The following is a 21,376-nucleotide window of genomic DNA, read 5'->3' on the forward strand; positions in this document are numbered from 1 at the left end:
TCAGACAGCGCCGCGCCGATGTTTTAGTTTTTCCGGGCTGCGCGCGGTGAGCACGGACTCGCTGCTGCGTGCGCCTTTTTTCTTGTCTTTACAGCAGGTTATCCCATGCATTTCAGCGAACTGATGGCAGTTATTTCGACCCATGCGATCCGCCTTCAACAGGAAGATGAAGACCTGGTCATTCTGGGCAGTGACGACGCGCTGGATGATGCGTTGTGGGACAGCCTCGCCGCTCACAAGGCGCAACTGCTGGAACTGGTCGCGCAGCACAACGGTGACTGGTTGAGTCCGGCGTATCGCATCACCCCGGACATGCTGCCGCTGGTGGCGCTCGATCAGGTCAGCCTCGACCGCATTGTCGCCGGTGTGCCGGGCGGTGCGGCGAATGTGCAGGACATCTACCCCTTGGCGCCCTTGCAAGAGGGCATGCTTTATCTGCATCTGGCGGCAGCGGCGGGCGACCCGTACGTGTCGCAGGCGCGCTTTGCCTTTGCCAATCGTGAGCGCCTGCAAGCCTTTGCCGATGCGCTGCAATGGATGATCGGCCGCCACGACATCCTGCGCACTTCGTTTGTCTGGGAGCGCCTGGACGAACCGTTGCAAGTGGTCCAGCGCAAGGCTGCGCTGCACTGCGAAGAGCTCGAATTGAACGGCAATGGCGAGGTGCTCGAGCAACTGTTACAGCGCCACGACCCGCAGCATTTCCGTCTCGATGTGCGGCAGGCACCGCTGCTGCGCCTGGTGTTTGCCGACGATCCGGGCAATGGCCGCGTGGTTGCCTTGTTGCTGTTCCATCACCTGATCATGGATCACCTCGCGCTGGACGTGATCCGTCGCGAAGCCCAGGCGTTTCTGCTCGGGCACAGCGCGCAAGTGGCGGCGCCAGTGCCGTATCGCGATCATCTGGCGCGGGCGCGGCTGGCCGCAAATGAATCGGCCCACGAGGAATTTTTCCGCGAGATGCTCGCCGACATCGACGAGCCGACGCTGCCCTGCGGCTTGCGCGATGTGCAGGGCGACGGCCACTCGATCGAAGAAGTCTCGCTGCTGCTCGACGGCGCCCTGAGTCGCCAATTGCGCGAGCAGGCGCGGCAACTGGGGGTGAGCGTGGCCAGTGTCATGCACCTGGCCCTGGCGCGGGTTCTCGGCGAATTGTCCGGGCGCACGGCGGTGGTGTTCGGCACCGTGCTGCTCGGGCGCATGGCGGCCGGCGAGGGTGGTGAACACGCGCTGGGGATGTTCATCAACACCTTGCCACTGCGGGTCGATGTCGGCGCCGACGACGTGCGCGCCGGCGTGCTGTTGACCCACCGCCGCCTGACCGCGCTGCTCGGCCATGAGCAAGCCTCGCTGGCGCTGGCGCAACGTTGCAGTGCGGTGGCAGTGCCGACGCCGCTGTTCAGCGCGATCCTCAACTACCGTCACAGCAGCGTCGATGAAGTCGCCGAAATCATCGAGATCGCCCCGGGCGTGCAAGTGCTGGGCGCGCGCGAACGTACCAATTATCCGCTGACCGTCAACATCGATGACCTGGGCGAAGACTTGCGTATCACCGCACTCGCAGAGTCGAGTCTGGGCGCGCAACGCATCGCCGATTATCTGCAGGCCACCCTGCAAGGCCTGGTCGATGCGTTGCAGACGAGCATGCCGACGCCGCTGCACAGCGTCCGGATTCTGCCGGCCGCCGAGCGCGAACGGCTCTTGCACGGCGCCCATGCAGCGCTTGCGCATTTCCCCGATACGCCATTGATTCATCAGCAATTCGAAGCGCACGCCCAGGCCCGGCCGGATGCCACCGCGTTGCTGTTCGACGGGCAGAGCCTCAGCTACGGCGAACTCAATCACCGCGCCAACCAGGTCGCTCATCATCTGCTGGGGCTGGGAATTCGCCCCGACGATCGCGTGGCGATCTGCGTCGAGCGTGGCCCGCAAATGATCATCGGCCTGCTCGGTGTGCTCAAGGCCGGCGCCGCGTATGTGCCGATCGACCCGGCCTATCCGCAGGAGCGAATCGCTTTCACCCTGCAGGACAGCGCCCCGGTGGCACTGCTGCTGCAAGCCGCCACCCGAGAGCGGGTCGGCGCGCTGCCAGTGCCGCTGATCGATCTCGACGATCACACTCTGCGCGGCGAATCCGAGCGCAATCCGCAAATCGCCGGGCTGACTCCGGCGAGTCTGGCCTATGTGATCTACACCTCCGGCTCCACCGGTTTGCCCAAGGGCGTCATGGTCGAGCATCGCAACGTGGCGCGGCTGTTTTGCGCCACAGCGCACTGGTTTCAGTTCAATGAGCGCGACGTCTGGGCGCTGTTCCACTCGTTCGCCTTCGATTTCTCGGTGTGGGAAATCTGGGGGGCGCTGGCCTTCGGCGGGCAACTGTTGCTGGTTCCGCAAACCGTCAGTCGTGCGCCCGATGAATGCTATGCGCTGCTGTGCCGCAGCGGCGTCACCGTGCTCAATCAGACCCCTGGCGCGTTCCGCCAGTTGATCGCCGCGCAGGGCCGCAGTGGGTTGCAGCATTCGCTGCGTGAAGTGATTTTCGGCGGCGAGGCACTCGAGCCCGGACTGCTCAAACCGTGGTACGCCCGGGTCGGCAACGCCGGCACGCGGTTGGTGAACATGTACGGCATCACCGAAACCACCGTGCACGTGACCTATCGGCCGCTGCAGGCCGCCGATGCGCAATTGGTCGGTGTCAGCCCGATCGGCGGGCCGATTGCCGACCTGCAACTGTACGTGCTCGATCCTCAAGGCGAACCGGTGCCGGTCGGTGTGACCGGCGAGTTGTATGTCGGTGGCGCGGGCGTGGCGCGCGGATATCTCAACCGTCCTGAGCTGACCGCCGAGCGCTTCATTCGGGATCCGTTCAGCCGCGCCGCCGATGCGCGCCTGTACAAAACCGGGGATCTGGCGCGCTGGGCCGCCGACGGCAGTCTCGACTATCTGGGGCGCAACGATGATCAGGTGAAGATCCGCGGTTTTCGCATTGAGCTCGGCGAGATCCAGGCACGCCTGTCGGCCTGCGCCGGTGTGCGCGACGCCGTGGTCATCGCCCGCGAAGACAGCCCCGGCGACACGCGACTGGTGGCGTACTGGACCGCTGCCGAAGGCGAAGAACCGAGCGTGGCGCAGCTGCGCGATACGCTGCTCGACTCGCTGGCGGACTACATGGTGCCCAGCGCCTTCGTGCGCCTCGACGCCTTGCCGCTGACCGCCAACGGCAAACTCGACCGCAAGGCACTGCCGGCGCCGGACAGTGATGCGTTTGCGCGACGCGGATTCGAAATGCCCCAAGGCGCGGTGGAAAGCCTGATTGCCGGCATTTGGCAGAGCCTGCTCGGGGTCGAGCAGGTGGGTCGGCATGACAACTTTTTCGAGCTCGGCGGGCATTCCCTGCTGGCGGTGAAGCTGATCGAACGCATGCGTCAACACGACTTGCACTGCGATGTGCGAGTGCTGTTCGGCCAGCCAAGCGTGGCGGCGCTGGCGGCTACCCTCGGCGCGACACAAGTGCATGCCGTACCGGCCAATCGTATCGAAGCCGGTTGCACGGCGATCACCCCGGAGCAATTGCCGTTGGCCGATCTCGATCAGGCTGGCATCGACACAGTGATCGCCAGTGTGCCCGGCGGTGTCGGCAATGTTCAGGACATCTACGCACTGGCACCGTTGCAGGCGGGCATTCTCTACCACCACCTCGCCAGCCACAGCGGCGATCCCTACGTGCTGCAGGCGCAATTTGCCTTTGCCGGCCTGGCGCAGATCAAGGACTTCGTGCGCGCCTTGAACAGCGTGATTACCCGTCATGACATTCTGCGCACCAGCGTGGTCTGGGAGGGGCTGGAGGCGCCGGTGCAAGTGGTCTGGCGCGGGGCGCCGCTGAATCTTGAGCGGGTCGATGCCGACGAGCTTGCCGGCGACGCACTGGAGCAGATGCAGGCGCGTTTCGATCCGCGTCACTATCGCCTCGATCTGACCCAGGCGCCGCTGATGCGTTTTGCCTATACCGAAGACCAGGCCAATCAGCGCTGGGTCGGCATCCTGCTGATGCATCACATCGTCCTCGACCACACCGCACTCGAAGTGCTGGTGGCGGAAATGAACGACCTGCTGCTCGGGCGCACGGATGATCTGCCGCCAGCCGTGCAATACCGCAATTACGTGGCCCAGGCCCGCGCGGGCGCCGATGACGAAGCGCACGCGGAGTTCTTTCGCGACATGCTCGGCGACATCAGCGAGCCGACACTGGCGTTCGGTGTGCAGGATGTGCTCGGCGACGGCAGCGCCATCGTTGACAGCCAATTGGCCCTCGACGATGGCCTCGGACAACGTTTGCGCGGGGTGTCGCGGCGCCTCGGCATCAGCATCGCCAGTCTCGTGCATCAGGCCTGGGCGCAGGTGCTGGCGCAGTTTTCCGGTCAGCAGGACGTGGTCTTCGGCACCGTTCTGCTGGGTCGCATGCAGGGCGGCGCTGGCGCCGATCGTGCGTTGGGCATGTTCATCAACACCTTGCCGTTGCGCGTCACTGTCGGCGCCGAATCGGTGCAGGACAGCGTGCGTGTCACCCACCAACGCCTGGCGCAGTTGCTCGGCCACGAGCAGGCGTCACTGGCGTTGGCCCAGCGCTGCAGCGGTGTCGCCGCGACGTCGCCGCTGTTCAGCACGCTGCTCAATTACCGTCACAGTCAGGCGGACGCGGCTGCAGTGGAATGGGACGGCATCGACATTCTCTGCTCCCGCGAGCGCAGCAATTACCCGCTGGTGGTCAGCGTCGATGACCTCGGCGATGGTTTCCTGCTGAACGTGCAGGCGGTGCCGCAGGTGGACGGCGTGCGGGTTTGCGATTATCTGCAAACCGCACTGCACAGTCTGGTGAACGCCCTCGAATACTCGCCGACGCTGCCCGTGCAGCAGTTGTCGATTGTCTCGCCGGGCGAACGCCAACAAGTGTTGTTCGGCTTCAACGACACCACGCAACCATTCCCGCCCGCGCAGACCGTGCAGCGTCTGGTCGAGGCGCAAGCGCTGGCGAATCCCGACGCCTGGGCGGCGGTGCAGGGCGAGCAGCGTCTGAGTTACGCGCAGCTGAACCAGCGCGCCAATCGTCTGGCCCAGCACCTGATCGGCCTCGGCGTGCAGCCGGACGATCGTGTCGCCGTATGCCTGCGCCGCAGCCCGCAGATGCTCGTCGCGTTGCTGGCAATTCTCAAGGCCGGCGCGGCTTACGTGCCGGTCGATCCGGCCCATCCCCGCGAGCGCATCGCCTATCTGCTGCAGGACTGCGATCCGCTGGCAGTGCTGGCCGAGGCCTCGACCCGCGACTTGCTCGGCACGGTGCCGCTGATCGATCTGGACAATAACGGCTGGGCAAATTTGTCCGACGCCAACCCGCAGTTGCCGGCGCTGACCCCGGCCCATCTCGCCTACGTGATCTACACCTCCGGCTCTACCGGCCAGCCAAAAGGCGTCATGGTCGAACACCGCACTCTGGAAAACCTTGTGCACTGGCACGCCGCAGCCTTCGATCTGCACGCCGGCAGCCATACCGCCAGCGTCGCCGGGTTCGGTTTCGACGCCATGGCCTGGGAGGTCTGGCCGGCCTTGTGCGTGGGCGCGACCCTGCACTTGCCACCGGCATCGATCGGCAATGAACACCTCGATGAATTGCTCGAATGGTGGCGCGCGCAGCCATTGCAAGTGAGCTTCCTGCCGACCCCAGTGGCCGAGTACGCGTTCACCCGCGAGTTGAGCCATCCGACCCTGCGCACGTTGTTGATCGGCGGCGACAAGCTCCGGCAGTTCCCGCGTAACCAGACCTTCGACGTGATCAACAACTACGGGCCGACCGAAGCCACGGTGGTGGCGACGTCCGGGCGCATTGAGGCGGGGCAGGCGTTGCACATCGGTCGGCCGATCGCCAATGCCAAAATCTATCTGCTCGACAGTCAGCAACAACCGGTGCCGGTGGGCGTGCAGGGCGAACTGTACGTCGGTGGCGCCGGGGTCGCTCGTGGCTACCTGAATCGCCCGGCACTGAGTGCCGACATGTTCCTCGAAGATCCGTTCAGCGATGAGCCACATGGGCGCATGTATCGCACTGGCGATCTTGCCCGTTGGCGCGCCGACGGCACGCTCGAATATCTGGGGCGCAATGACGATCAGGTGAAACTGCGCGGCGTGCGCATCGAGCCGGGGGAAATCGAAGCTGCGCTGAGTACGCACAGCGCCGTGCAAGACGTAGTAGTGCTGGTCCGTGACGGGCGCTTGCTGGCGTGGTTCAGCGAGCGCAGCGCGGTAGACATCGCTGATCTGCGCCGCCACTTGCAGAGCCGACTGCCCGAGGCACTGATCCCCGCCGCTTATGTCCGCGTCGAGGCGATGCCGCTGACCGCCAACGGCAAGCTTGACCGCAAAGCCTTGCCGGAGCCGGATCACAGCGCCTGGCTCAGCCACGAATACGCAGCGCCGCAAGGTCCATTGGAGCAGGCGTTGGCGCAGATCTGGAGCGATCTGCTGAAGGTCGTGCAGGTCGGTCGGCATGACAATTTCTTCGAACTGGGCGGGCATTCGTTGCTCGCCGTCAGCCTGATCGAGCGCCTGCGCCAGCTCGGCCTGAGCGCCGATGTGCGGGTGCTGTTCAGCCAGCCGACCCTCGCCGCACTGGCGGCGGCGCTGGGCAGCGGTCGCGAAATCGAGGTGCCGGCCAATCGCATTACCGATGACTGCCGCCACATCACCGCGGACATGTTGAGCCTGAGCGAACTGGACCAGGCCAGTGTCGAACGCATCGTCGCCACGGTGCCGGGCGGCGCGGCCAACGTGCAGGACATTTATCCTCTGGCGCCGCTGCAGGAGGGCATTCTTTATCACCACATCAGCGCCGGCGCGGGCGATCCGTATCTGCTGCAATCGAGTCTGGCCTTTGCCGACATCGACCGCCTGTATGCCTTCGCCAAAGCCCTGCAGGGCATTATCGAGCGCCACGACATTCTGCGCACCAGCGTGGTCTGGGAGGGATTGCCGAGCCCGCAGCAAGTGGTCTGGCGACGGGCGCCGTTAGCGGTCGACGGTGTGGCGCTGGACCCGGCAGAAGGTGATGTGCTTGCCCAGTTGCAAGGGCGTTTCGCCGCCCGGCACTGGCGCCTCGACCTCGGTCAGGCGCCGCTGATGCGCCTGGTGTATGCCGATGACCCTGAGCACAAACGGGTCGTCGCCATGTTGCTGTTCCATCACATCGCCCTCGATCACACGGCGCTGGAGGTGGTGCGGCAGGAGATGCAGGCCAGCCTGCTCGGCAATAGCGAGCCACTGCCCGCAGCAGCGCCGTATCGCAATTACGTGGCACAGGCTCGCCACGGCGTCAGCGAGCAGGAACACGAGATATTCTTCCGCGAGATGCTCGGCGACGTCGACGAGCCGACCCTGCCGTTCGGTTTGCGTGAAGTTGAAAATGACGGCAGGGACATCGAAGGGCATGTCAGCGCAATGCCGCTTGAGTTAAGCAGGCGTTTGCGGGCGCAGGCGCGCAGTTTCGGGGTCAGCGCGGCCAGTCTGTTCCACCTCGCCTGGGCGCAGGTGTTGGCGGCCACCGCCGGGCAGCCGCGCGTGGTGTTCGGCAGCGTGTTGCTCGGTCGCCTGCAGGGTGGTGCGGGGGCCGATCGGGCACTGGGGATGTTCATCAATACCTTGCCATTGCGTGTCGACGTTGATGAGGCCAGCGTCGGTGCGACACTGCGCGGCGTGCATCAGCGGCTGGCTGCGCTGCTCGGTCACGAACACGCTTCACTGGCGCTCGCCCAGCGTTGCAGTGCGGTTGCCGCACCGTTGCCGCTGTTCAGTTCGGTGCTGAATTATCGGCACAGCGCCTCGCGCCAGTCTGACGAGGAGGCGTGGCAGGGGATCGAGTTTCTTGCTCATGAGGGGCGCAGCCATTATCCACTGACGCTGAGCATCAACGATCTCGGCGAGGGCTTTGATTTGTCGGTGCTGACGCCCGCCGAGGTTGGTGCGCAACGGGTCTGCGAGCTGATGCACAGCGCGCTGGCAGTGCTGGTGGCGGCTCTGGAGCAGGATCCCGAACAGGCACTGGATCGGCTGGTGATCCTGCCGCCATCCGAGCGCGAACGAGTGCTCACACAGTTCAACGCCAGCGCTGTGGCCTTCCCGCCAGCGCAGACGGTGCACCGCCTGTTCGAAGCGCAAGCGCTGCTCAACCCGCACGCGCTGGCGCTGCACGCGGGCGAACACCAGCTGACCTATGCGCAGCTCAATCAACAGGCCAACCGCCTCGCGCATTACCTGCTCGAGCTGGGCGTTCGGCCCGACGCGCGGGTGGCGATCTCCACCCGGCGTGGCCCGCACATGCTGCTGGCCATGCTCGCGGTGCTCAAGGCTGGCGCGGCCTATGTGCCGATCGACCCGGCACATCCGGCCGAACGCATTGCCTATCTGCTGGCCGACAGCGCACCGCTGGCGCTGCTGGTGTCCGGCGTGGAACCGGGCAGGGTGGCGGTGCCGGTGATCGATCTTGGCGACGAGCGTTGGCATGACCGGCCGGACCGCAATCCTGAAGTCGGCGGTTTGACGGCCGATCATCTCGCCTACGTGATCTACACCTCGGGCTCCACTGGCCAGCCAAAAGGCGTAATGGTCGAACACCGCACCCTGGAAAACCTGGTGCACTGGCACGCCGCAGCCTTCGATCTGCGCGCCGGCAGCCATACCGCCAGTGTCGCCGGATTCGGTTTCGACGCCATGGCCTGGGAGGTCTGGCCGGCCTTGTGCGTGGGCGCGACGTTGCACCTCCCGCCGGCGTCGATCGGCAATGAACACCTCGATGAGTTGCTCGAATGGTGGCGCGCGCAGCCGTTGCAGGTGAGCTTCCTGCCGACGCCAGTGGCGGAATATGCCTTCAGCCGCGAGCTGGGCCATCCGACCTTGCGCACGCTGTTGATCGGCGGCGACAAGCTCAGGCAATTCCCGCGTGACCAGAATTTCGAAGTGATCAACAACTACGGCCCGACCGAGGCAACGGTGGTGGCGACCTCGGGGCGCATCGCGGCCGGGCAGGCGTTGCATATTGGCCGACCGATTGCCAATGCCAGGGTGTATGTCCTCGATGGCCGGCAGCAGCTGTTGCCGGTTGGGGTCAGAGGCGAGTTGTACGTCGCCGGCGCAGGCGTGGCCAGGGGGTACCTGAACCGCGATGAGTTGACCGCCGAGCGCTTCCTCGCCGACCCGTTCAGCCATGAGCCTGGGGCGCGCATGTATCGCACCGGCGACCTTGTGCGCTGGCGCACCGACGGCACGCTGGAGTATCTGGGGCGCAATGACGATCAGGTCAAACTGCGCGGCGTGCGCGTGGAACTCGGCGAAATCGAAGCGGCGCTGGCCAGTCATCCGGCGCTGCAGGACGCTGTGGCACAAGTGCGCGACGGGCAGTTGCTGGCGTGGTTCACCGCGCGTGGGCCGCTCGATCTCGAGGACCTGCGTGAGCATTTGCAATCGCGCTTGCCGCAAGCGTTGCTGCCGGCGGCCTACGTGCGCCTCGACGCCTTGCCGTTGACCACCAACGGCAAACTCGACCGCAAGGCCTTGCCGGAACCGGAGCAAAGCGCCTGGCTCAGCCGTCAGTACCAAGCGCCGCAGGGCCCGGTGGAAACCGCGCTGGCGCAGATCTGGAGCGAGGTGCTCAGGGTTGCGCAGGTTGGCCGCCACGATAACTTCTTCGAGCTCGGCGGGCACTCGTTGCTGGCGGTCAGCGTCATCGAACGCATGCGTCAGATCGACCTGACTACCGACGTGCGTGTGCTGTTCAACCAGCCGACACTGGCGGCGCTGGCGGCGGCGGTCGGCAGCGGCCGCGAGATTGTGGTGCCGGCCAACGGCATCGCCGCGAACTGCACCTACATCACGCCCGACATGCTCAGCCTGCTGCAACTGGATCAGGCCAGCATCGAGCGCATCGTCGCCACGGTGCCGGGCGGTGCGGCCAATGTGCAGGACATTTACCCGCTGGCGCCGTTGCAGGAAGGCATTCTCTACCACCACATCACCGCCGGGCAGAACGACCCGTACGTGCTGCATTCACGGTTGACGTTCGCCAGTGTCGAGCGCGTCGAGGCGTTCGCCCGTGCGTTGCGTCAGGTCATGGCGCGCCATGACATCCTGCGCACTTCGATCGTCTGGCAGGGCCTCGCCGCGCCGGTGCAAGTGGTGTGGCGCGAGGCGCAATTGCCGGTGGAGGAAGTCGCGTTCGAGCAACTGTCGACGCGTTCGCTGGATCTCGGCAAGGCGCCGCTGATCCGCTTGTTGTACGCCCGCGATCCGGCGACCGGACAAGTGGCCGGCCTGCTGTTGTTCCATCACATCGCCCTCGATCACACGGCACTGGAAGTCGTGCGCGAAGAAATGCAGATCAGCCTCGCTGGCGAACAGCGCTCGCTGCCCCCGGCGGCGCCGTACCGCACCTATGTAGCGCAGGCGCGGCTGGGCATCAGTGAGGCGGAGCACGAAGGGTTCTTCCGCGACATGCTCGGCGATGTCGATGAACCGACGCTGCCGTTCGGTCTGCATGAGGTCAATGCTGCGGCGGGTACTTATGAGGAAGCGGCGCTGGCACTGCCCGATGCGCTGGCACAGCGTCTGCGCAGTCAGGCGCGACAGCTGGGCATGAGCGTCGCCAGCGTGTTTCATCTGGCCTGGGCGCAAGTCCTGGGCGCCACCTCCGCCCAGCAGCGGGTGGTGTTCGGCACCGTGCTGATGGGCCGGATGCAGGGCGGGGCGGGGGCGGATCGCGGGCTCGGCATGTTCATCAATACCTTGCCGCTGCGCGTCGATCTGGGCGCGCAGACGGTGCGCGGGGCCCTGGCGGCCACCCATGAGCAACTCACCGGCCTGTTGGCGCATGAGCATGCTTCGCTGGCGCTGGCCCAGCGTTGCAGCCGGATCGCCGCACCGGCGCCGTTGTTCAGCGCGATGCTCAACTATCGCCATGGCAGCGCGACGCCAGCGCAAGCGCACCCGGCTTGGCAAGGCATCGAGACCTTGCACAGCGAGGAGCGCACCAACTATCCGCTGAGCCTCAACGTCGACGACTTTGGCACGGGTTTCAGGCTCAGCGCGATCACCTCGGCGGAGGTCGGTGCGTTGCGCATCTGCCGCTATATGGAAACAGCGTTGCAGCGCTTGGTCGATGCCCTGGAACAGACGCCGCAGCAACCGATCGAGCAGTTATCGGTGTTGCCGGATGCCGAGCGTCAGCGCTTGCTGTTCGACTTCAACGCGACGGCGGTCGATTACGACTTGCAGCAAACCCTGCACGGTCTGTTCGAAGCTCAAGTGCTGCGCACGCCGCAGGCCGTCGCCGTGCAGATGGCTGATCAACAGGTGGATTTCCAGCAACTCAACGAGCGCGCCAATCGTCTGGCCCACCACCTGATCGGACTCGGGGTGCAGGCGGACTCGCGGGTGGCGATCTGCGTCGAACGCAGTGTCGCCATGGTTGTTGGCCTGTTGGCGATCCTCAAGGCTGGCGGCGCTTATGTACCGCTGGACCCGGACTACCCGGGCGAACGCATCGCCTACATGCTTGCCGACAGCGCACCGCTGGCGGTGCTGGTGCAAGGCAGCACGGCTGCGCTGGCCGGTGCACTGGCGGTGCCGGTGATCAATCTGGAGCAGGAGACCTGGCGCGATTTGCCGGCGAGCAATCCGCCGGTCAGCGGCCTGACGTCGGCGAATCTGGCCTATGTGATCTACACCTCTGGCTCGACCGGTCAACCGAAAGGCGTGGCCAACGAGCACGGCGCAGTGGTCAACCGTTTGCTGTGGATGCAGGATGCCTGCGCGCTGACGGCGGCGGACACCGTGCTGCAAAAAACGCCATTCAGTTTCGACGTATCGGTCTGGGAGTTTTTCTGGCCGCTGATGACCGGCACACGCCTGCTGCTGGCGCGTCCTGGCGGGCACAAGGAACCGGTCTACCTGAGCGAGCTGATCGAGCGCGAACAGGTCACGACTGTGCATTTTGTGCCATCGATGCTCGACGTGTTCCTCGCCCACGGCCAGACCGAGCGCTGTGCCGGGTTGCGCCAGGTGATGTGCAGCGGTGAGGCGTTGCCCGGCAGTCTGGTGCGGCGTTTCAAACAGCAGTTGCCCGCCAGTCAGTTGCACAACCTGTATGGCCCGACCGAAGCGGCGGTGGACGTCACCGCGTGGAATTGCGCCGGGCCGCTGCTGGACACGCCGGACAATACGCCGATCGGCAAACCGATCGCCAATACGCGGATGTACATCCTCGACGCGCAGCAACAACCGGTGCCGCAAGGCGTTGTCGGCGAGCTGTATATCGGTGGCGTGCAGGTGGCGCGCGGCTATCTGAACCGCGCCGAGCTCAGCGCCGAACGTTTTCTGCGCGACCCGTTCAGCGCCCAGGCGCAAGCGCGTATGTACCGCACCGGCGATATCGCTCGCTATCGTGCCGACGGCAATATCGAATACCTCGGGCGCAATGACGATCAGGTGAAGATTCGCGGCCTGCGCATCGAACTGGGTGAAATCCAGGCCTGCCTGAGCCGGATCGACGGCGTCCAGGAGGCGGCGGTAGTGGCCCGCGAAGACGTGCCGGGGGACAAACGCCTGGTGGCGTACTACACCGGCTCGCGGCTGGACATCGACATCCTGCGTGCGACGTTACTGCACGGTTTGCCGGACTATATGGTCCCGGCGACTTTCGTTCATCTCGATCGGTTGCCGCTCAGCCCCAACGGCAAACTCGATCGCAAGGCGTTGCCCGCACCGAATCAGGATGCGCTGATCAGCCGGCCGTATGAGGCGCCGGTCGGCGAGCTGGAAATCACCCTGGCGCGGCTGTGGTGCGAGTTGCTCAATGTCGAACGGGTAGGGCGGCATGACCACTTTTTCGAGCTGGGCGGGCATTCGTTGCTGGCGGTGAGTCTGGTCGGCCGGTTGCAACAGGAAGGCATGGAGGCCGACGTGCGGGCGTTGTTCGAACAACCGACGCTGGCCGGTTACGCAGCAATCACGGAAAGAATGGAGATCGTCCTGTGAACCTCAATCCCTTGTTGGCGACACTCAAAGCCCGCGACATCCAGTTGACGGTCACGGACGACCAGTTGCGCGTCAATGGCAACAAGCAGGCGCTGGGCGATCCGGCATTGCTGGCGTCGTTGCGCGAACACAAGGCGGCGCTGATCGAGCTGATCAAGGCCGGCGAATATTCAGCGGCCAGGGTCGGCCAGGTCGAGGTACCGGCCAATGGTATTGCGGCCGGCTGCACCCACATCACCCCGGCAATGCTGACCCTCGCGCAACTGAGCCAGGAGAGCCTCGATCAGCTTCTCCAAGGCATTCCCGGCGGCGCTGCCAACGTGCAGGACATCTATCCGCTGACGCCGTTGCAGGAAGGCATTCTCTATCACCACGTCAGCGCGCAACACGGCGACCCCTACGTCATGCAGGCGCATTTCGCGTTCAGCGGAGCGCAGCGTTTGCAGGCATTCGTCGATGCCTTGCAGACGGTCATCGACCGCCACGACATCCTGCGCACCGCAGTGTTCTGGGAAGGTCTCGACACGCCGTTGCAAGTGGTCATGCGTGAGGCGCGCCTGCCGCTGGAAGAAGTGCGGCTGGAGGCCGATGGCGGCGATGCGTTGGCACAATTGCACGCCCGTTTCGACGCCCGCCAGTTTCGCCTCGACGTCACCCGCGCGCCGCTGTTGCGGCTGGCGCATGCCTGGGATGAACGCGAGCAACGCATCGTCGCGATGCTGCTGTTTCATCACATGGCGATGGACCACTCGGCACTGGCGGTGGTCAGCGAGGAATTGCAGGCTTGCCTGAGCGGGCACGCCGCGCGGTTGGGCGCGCCGGTGCCGTTTCGCAATTACGTGGCGCAGGCACGCCTGGGCATCAGCGAGGCGCAACACGAAGCGTTTTTCCGCGACATGCTGGTTGACATCGACCAGCCGACGCTGCCCTACGGCTTGCAGAGTGTGCACGGCGACGGCAGTGACATCGTCGAATTCAGTCAGGCGCTCGAGCCGCCACTGGAGCGTCGCTTGCGCGCGCAGGCACGCCGCCAGGGCGTCAGCGTCGCCAGCCTGTTCCACCTCGGTTGGGGCCAGGTGCTGAGCGCCCTCACCGGGCAAGCGAGCGTGGTGTTCGGCACGGTGCTGATGGGGCGCATGCACAACGCCGAAGGCACCGAACGAGCGCTGGGCATCTTCATCAACACCTTGCCGCTGCGGGTCGACATCACGGCGCTGGCGGTCAGTGAGGCGATCAAGGCTACGCACGCGCGGCTGACCACGTTGATGCGTCACGAACATGCGCCGCTGGCATTGGCGCAGCGTTGCAGTGGCGTGGTCGCGTCGTCGCCATTGTTCAGCACGCTGCTCAACTATCGGCACAGCGCTTCCAGCGCCAATGCCAGCGCCGAAGCACTTGCCGCGTGGGAAGGCATCAGCGTGCTGCGTTCGGAAGAACGCACCAATTATCCGCTGACCCTGAGCATCGATGACTTCGGCGACCGCTTCAGCCTGACCTTGCTGGCCACCCGCGCCGTTGAGGGTGAACGTCTCTGCGCCTATCTGCTGCACGCAGTGGAACAAGTGCTGTCGGCGCTGGAACACGCGCCGGAGACGCCGCTGAATCGGTTGTCGGTACTGCCCGCCGCCGAACGCGAGCAACTGTTGCACGGGTTCAATGCCAGTCAGGTCGATTACCCGGCGGCGCTGCCGATCCAGCAGCGTTTCGAAGCGCAAGTGCTGGCGCGGCCGGATGCGCTGGCGGCGGTGCATCTGGGCGAGTCGCTGACGTTTGCCGAGTTGAACCACCGCGCCAATGCGCTGGCGCACCAGTTGATCGACTTGGGCGTGCAGCCTGATGACCGCGTTGCCATCGTCGCCCGCCGCGGGCTGCACGCGCTGGTGGGTTTGCTGGCGATCCTCAAGGCCGGCGCCGGTTATGTGCCGGTCGATCCGGCGCACCCGGCCGAACGCCTGCTGCATCTGCTGCGCGACAGTGCCCCGGTCGCGGTGTTGACCAGCGCCGATCTGCGCGACCGCTTGCCGCTGCTGGCGGTGCCGGTGCTCAATCTCGACCCGCGCACCTGGCCGCTGGGCATCACCCGCAACCCGCAGCTGCCGAATCTGCAGGCCAGCCATCTGGCCTACGTGATCTACACCTCCGGCTCGACCGGTTTGCCCAAGGGCGTGATGGTTGAACACCACACCCTGTCCAACCTCGTCGATTGGCACTGTGCGGCCTTTGACCTGTGTGCCGGCCGCCACACTTCGAGCCTCGCCGGATTCGGTTTCGATGCCATGGCCTGGGAGGTCTGGCCGGCGCTGTGCGCGGGGGCGACCTTGCACATTGCGCCGGCCCATGACGGCAGCGAAGACATCGACGCCTTGCTCGACTGGTGGCGCGCGCAGCCGCTGGACGTGAGTTTCCTGCCCACGCCGGTGGCCGAATACGCCTTCAGCCAACACCTGGAACACCCGACCTTGCGCACGCTGCTGATCGGCGGCGACCGCTTGCGCCAGTTCTCGCGCAACCAGCGTTTCGACGTGATCAACAATTACGGCCCGACCGAGACCACGGTGGTCGCCACTTCCGGGCGCATCGACAGCGCTGATGCGTTGCACATCGGCAAACCGGTGAGCAATGCCACGGTGTATCTGCTCGACGAGCAACAGCGCCCGGTGCCGATCGGCGCGGTCGGCGAGTTGTACATCGGCGGCAGCGGCGTCGCCCGGGGTTATCTGAACCAGCCGCAGCTGACCGCCGAACGCTTCCTGCACGATCCATTCAGCAGTGCGCCGCAGGCACGCATGTACCGCTCCGGCGACCTTGCGCGCTGGCGCTGCGACGGCACCCTGGAGTACCTCGGGCGCAACGACGATCAGGTGAAAATTCGCGGCGTGCGCATCGAACCGGGAGAGATCGAAAACCGCCTCAATCAGCTGCCCGGAATTCAGCAAGCGGTGGTCGTGGCCCGTGAGGATCAGCCGGGGCAGCCGCGGCTGGTGGCGTATTTCACCGAGCAGGCTCAGGTGCAGGCGCTGGCCGTGGCTGAACTGCGCGCGCTGCTGCTGAGCCAACTGCCGGAATACATGGTGCCGTCCGCCCTGGTCAAACTCGACGAACTGCCGCTGACCGCCAACGGCAAACTCGACCGCAGAGCCCTGCCGAAACCCGAACGCTCGGCGCTGTTCGCCCGCGAATACGCCGCGCCGCAGGGCGAAGTTGAGACCGCACTGGCGGACATCTGGGCCGAGGTGTTGCAGGTCGAGCGGGTAGGGCGCGAGGACCATTTCTTCGAACTGGGCGGGCATTCGCTGCTGGCCATGCGCATGGTCGCTCAGGTCAGGCAGCGACTGGGCGTCGAGCTGGTGCTCAGCGACCTGTTTGCCAACGCCGAGCTGGCGGCGGTGGCGCAGGTGTTGACCGAGGCCGGGCGCTGCACGCAACCGCCGATCCTGCCGGTACCACGTGAAACGGCGCTGCCGCTGTCGTTTTCGCAGCAGCGCTTCTGGTTTCTGACGCAGATGGAGGGCGCCAACACCGCCTACAACATCCCGATCGCCCTGCGCTTGCGCGGTGCCCTCGACGCCGCTGCCCTGCAACGCGCGCTGGCGCGTATCGTCGCGCGCCACGAGACATTGCGCAGCCGCTTCGCTCCGCTGGATGGCGACGCTCAGGTGCTGATCGCGCCGGTCGACAGCGGCCTGCTGTTGCGCGTCGAGGATCTGCGCCAGCACTCGCAGGCGGACGAGGCATTGCAGGCACTGATTCAGGGCGAAGCCTCGGGGCCGTTCGATCTGCTTGATGACCCGCTGATACGCGGACGTCTGGTGCGTCTGGCCGATGATCATCACGTGCTGCTGCTGACCTTGCACCACATCATTTCTGACGGTTGGTCGATGGGCGTGCTGACCCGTGAACTGATGGCGCTGTATCAGGCATTCAGTCAGGGCGAAGACGATCCGTTGCCGGCGCTGACCCTGCAATACAGTGACTACGCGGTGTGGCAGCGGCGCTGGTTGAGCGGGGAGGTATTGCAGCGTCAGAGCGAATACTGGCAACGCACCTTGCGCGAGGTGCCGGCCTTGCTCACCCTGCCCACCGATCGGCCGCGACCGGCGCAGCAGGACTACGCCGGCAGCAGCATTGACCTGCAACTGGATGAGCGTTTGAGCGCCGGGCTCAAGGCCTTGAGCCAGCGCCACGGCGTGACGTTGTACATGACCCTGCTCAGCGCCTGGGCAGTATTGCTCGGGCGTCTGGCCGGGCAGACCGATGTGGTCGTCGGCTCGCCGGTGGCCAACCGCAATCGGGTCGAAGTCGAGGGCATGATCGGCCTGTTCGTCAACACCCTGGCGCTGCGCATCGATACCTCCGGCGAGTTGACCGGCGCAGCGCTGCTGGCGCGGGTCAAGGCGCTGACGTTGCAAGCCCAGGCGCATCAGGATCTGCCGTTCGAACAAGTGGTGGAAATCACCCGGCCGGTGCGAAGTCTGGCGCACAGTCCGTTGTTCCAGACCATGTTCAACTGGCGCAACAGCGACGGCCCGGCGCTGGCCCTGGGCGATCTGACCCTGGAAGCGGTGGCCGAGCCGAGTCACTTTGCCAAGTTCGACCTGACCTTGACCCTCGGCGACACGCCCGAGGGCATTGGCGGCTGGCTGGAATACGCCACGGCGCTGTTCGATGAAGCCACGGTGCAGCGTTTCGTCGGTTACCTGCGGCAATTGCTGCAGGCCATGGTTGCCAACGATCAGGCGCTGCTCGATCAGGTGCCGCTGGTGCAGGACGAAGAACGCCAGCGCTTGCTGGTGGACTTCAATGACACCGAGCGCGAGTACCCGCAGAACGACACGGTGCAGCGGTTGTTCGAAGCGCTGGCCTTGCAACAACCCGACGCTGTCGCCGCGCTGCATGGCGAGCAGACGCTAAGCTATGCCGAGTTGAACCGCAGGGCCAATCGGCTGGCGCATCATCTGCTCGGCGAGGGCGTGAAACCCGGCGATGCGGTGGCGATCCTGTTGCCGCGCTCGCTGGATCTGCTGATCGCGCAACTGGCGATCGGCAAGTGCGCGGCAGCGTGGGTGCCGCTGGATATTCATGCACCGAGCGAGCGTCTGGCGTTCATGGTCGAGGATTGCCAGGCGGCCGCGCTGCTGAGCCACAGCACAACCACGCTGACGTTTGCCGCACGGCGCATCGATCTTGATCGGCTGGCGCTCGGCGCTCAGCCCAGCCACAACCCGGATCTGCCGCAGTCGGCAGCGTCGCTGGCGTACATCATGTACACCTCCGGCTCCACCGGCATGCCCAAAGGCGTGATGGTCCCGCACCGGGCGATCACCCGGCTGGTGATCAACAACGGCTACGCCGATTTCAATCGGCAGGACTGCGTGGCATTCGCCTCCAACCCGGCATTCGACGCGAGCACCATGGACGTCTGGGGCGCACTGCTCAACGGCGCGCGAGTGGCGATCATCGAGCATGCCACCTTGCTCGATCCGCAGGCGTTCGGCGCCGAACTCAAGCGCAGCGGCGCGAGCATCCTGTTCGTTACCACCGCGCTGTTCAACCAGTATGTGCAGCTGATTCCCGACGCCCTCAAGAGCTTGCGCATTCTGCTCTGCGGCGGCGAGCGCGGCGATCCGGCGGCGTTTCGCAAGTTGCGCGCCGAGGCGCCGCAGCTGCGTCTGGTGCATTGCTACGGGCCAACGGAAACCACCACTTACGCCACCACGTTTGCCGTGCAGAGCGTCGCCGAGGATGCCGACAGCGTGCCGATCGGCGGGCCGATTTCCAACACTCAGGTGTATGTGCTTGATGGCTGTCAGCAACCGGTACCGTTCGGCGTTACCGGTGAGTTGTACATCGGCGGGCAGGGCGTTGCCCTGGGTTACCTCAATCGTCCCGAGCTGACGGCGGAGAGATTCCTCCACGACCCGTTCAGCCGACGGCCCGAAGCGATGATGTACCGCACCGGCGATCTGGTGCGCTGGCTCGCGCCGGGGCAACTTGAGTGCATCGGTCGCAATGACGATCAGGTGAAGATTCGCGGTTTCCGCATCGAGCTGGGCGAGATCGAAAACCGCCTGCTCAGTTGCCCCGGCGTTAAAGAGGCGGTGGTACTGGCGCGGCGAGACGGCACGCAAACACGCTTGGTCGCCTATTACAGCGCCGCCGATGCCGAGCTGCAAAGCGCCACGCTGCGCGCGTTGTTGCAGGCCCGGCTGCCGGAATACATGGTGCCGTCGGCGTGGGTGCGACTGGCGACGTTGCCGCTGAACAACAACGGCAAAATTGATCGCAAGGCCCTGCCGGCACCGACGCAAGAGGCAATGCTCAACCGCGTGTACGAGGCGCCGGGCAATGCCGTGGAAAGCCGTCTCGCCGAGTTGTGGCGCGAGGTTCTCCAGGTTGAACGGGTGGGTCGCCACGACAACTTCTTCGAACTGGGCGGGCATTCGCTGCTGGCGGTGCGGCTGGTCAACGAGATGCAGCAGGCCGGTCTGCCGATGACCCTGGCCGAGCTGTTCCAGCACCCGAGCATCGAGGCGGCGGCTGCGCTGCTCGCTGAACGTGACGGCGTCATCGAGGAGGAACCGGGGCTGATCGTGGTACGCGCTGGCGATCTCGGCACGCCGTTGTTTCTGGTGCATGAATTCAGCGGTCGCGACGTGTATTTCCCGGCGCTGGGACGGCACATCGATGGGAGTTTTCCGATTTACGGTTTGCCCGGCATCGAGTTCGGCCAGCCGCAACTGCGCACCCTCGAATGCCTGGCCACCCGCATGGTCGGGATCATTCGTCGCAGACAGCCCCACGGGCCTTATCGACTGGCAGGCTGGTCGTTTGGCGGGGTGCTGGCTTATGAAGTCGCCCAGCAATTGCTGGGGCTGGACGAAAGGGTCGAGTTCATCGGCCTGATCGACAGCTATGTGCCGCGCCTGGCCGATCCGCACAAGGCTCGCTGGAACGATGCCCACGTGCACAAGCGCCAATTGCTTCTGCATTGCACTGCGCATTGGCTTGGCCTTGGCGACGATGGCCAGCGCGGGTTGACGGCGCTGACAGCGTTGCAAGCCGAACTGGAAAGCCTGACCTTCGCCGAACTGCTCGAGCGCTGCCAACAGCAGCAATTGCTCCATCCCGAGTTGGCGGTTGCCACGGCAGCGGATGCCTGGCATTACCTTGATCGCGAAGTGGCGCACGGACACGCGCTGGCGCATTACCGCATCAGTCCGCTGCCGGTGCCGCTGCATGTGTTCCGCGCGCAGCAACGGTCGGCGGTAATGGCGCCGCTCAGCCCGACCCTCGGCTGGGCCGAAGATCTGCCGAATGCCGAGTTGCACTGCATCGATGTGCCCGGCGATCACCAGAGCATGATGAAAGCGCCGCATATTCAAGCGCTGGGTCAGGCCATCGGTCAGGCACTGGAGGCGGCCCAGGCGCCGGCATTGCCGGTCTATCAACCGTTGGTGACCATCCAGACTGGCGACAGTGCCCGGGCGCCGATCTTCTGCGTGCCGGGTGCCGGCGACAGTGTCACCGGCTTCATTCATCTCTCCGAGGCCCTCGGTTCCGAGTGGCCGATCCATGGTCTGCAACCGCGCGGGCTGGACGGCGGCGCGGTGCCGCACAGTCAGGTCGAGGCGGCGGCGCGGTTTTACCAGCGCGCTATTGAGCAACTCTATCCGCACGGCCCGCTGCACTTGATCGGACATTCCTTCGGCGGCTGGGTGGCACATGCCATGGCCGCGCAATTGCAGGCCGAGGGGCGCGAAGTGGCGTCATTGACGCTGATCGACAGTGAATCCCCCGGCGGCAACGGGGTGATCGGCAAACCCTACACCGCGACCGCTGCATTGCAGCGGCTGATCGAGGCGTTGCAACTGTCGTCAGGCACCTCCCTGGGCATCGATGCCGAGGTTTTCGCCGAGGCCGATGACGCCACGCAATTGCGTTTGTTGCACGAAGGCATGGTGCGTGCGGGGGTGCTGTCGGCGCGGACAACGCCGCAGTCCTTGCTTGGCTCGACGCGTACCTTCGCCAGCGCCCTGCGCACGGTTTATCAACCGCGTCAGCGTTACAGCGGCCCGGTGCGCTTGGCGCTGGTGGACGATCCGACACTGGATGCGGCGGGCAATCAGCGCGAGCAGGCGGCGATGGTAGAAGGCTGGCGTCGCGAGGTGACGGATCTGACGGTGTGGTACGGCCCGGGCAACCATTTCACGTTGCTCAAGGCACCCAACGTAATGAGTTTCGCCGCGTGGTGGCACGAGGGGCTGAAACGGCCGGCCAAGGCAATGCTCTCCTGATTGATGTGGAC

2 protein-coding genes are annotated in these 21,376 nt (G+C 65.3%); both read left to right on the forward strand.

Features of this window, described 5'->3' with window-relative positions; genetic code table 11:
• Nucleotides 1-105 precede the first annotated feature (105 nt).
• A complete protein-coding gene (locus tag QRN33_RS19275; protein ID WP_285409571.1) occupies nt 106-13,071 on the forward strand; it encodes a non-ribosomal peptide synthetase in 12,966 nt (4,321 codons plus the stop codon).
• Nucleotides 13,068-21,365, forward strand: coding sequence for a non-ribosomal peptide synthetase (locus QRN33_RS19280; RefSeq protein ID WP_285409572.1), 8,298 nt, complete (start codon nt 13,068-13,070; stop codon nt 21,363-21,365). The genes QRN33_RS19275 and QRN33_RS19280 overlap by 4 nt, the downstream gene beginning before the upstream one ends.
• Nucleotides 21,366-21,376: the final 11 nt, after the last annotated feature.

The organism is Pseudomonas sp. FR229a (assembly GCF_030209115.1).
Taxonomy (GTDB): Bacteria; Pseudomonadota; Gammaproteobacteria; order Pseudomonadales; family Pseudomonadaceae; genus Aquipseudomonas; species Aquipseudomonas moraviensis_A.

Coding starts and splice junctions, on each gene's coding strand:
- QRN33_RS19275 (WP_285409571.1), top strand. CDS start 106: ATGCATTTCAGCGAACTGATGGCAGTTATTTCGACCCATGCGATCCGC.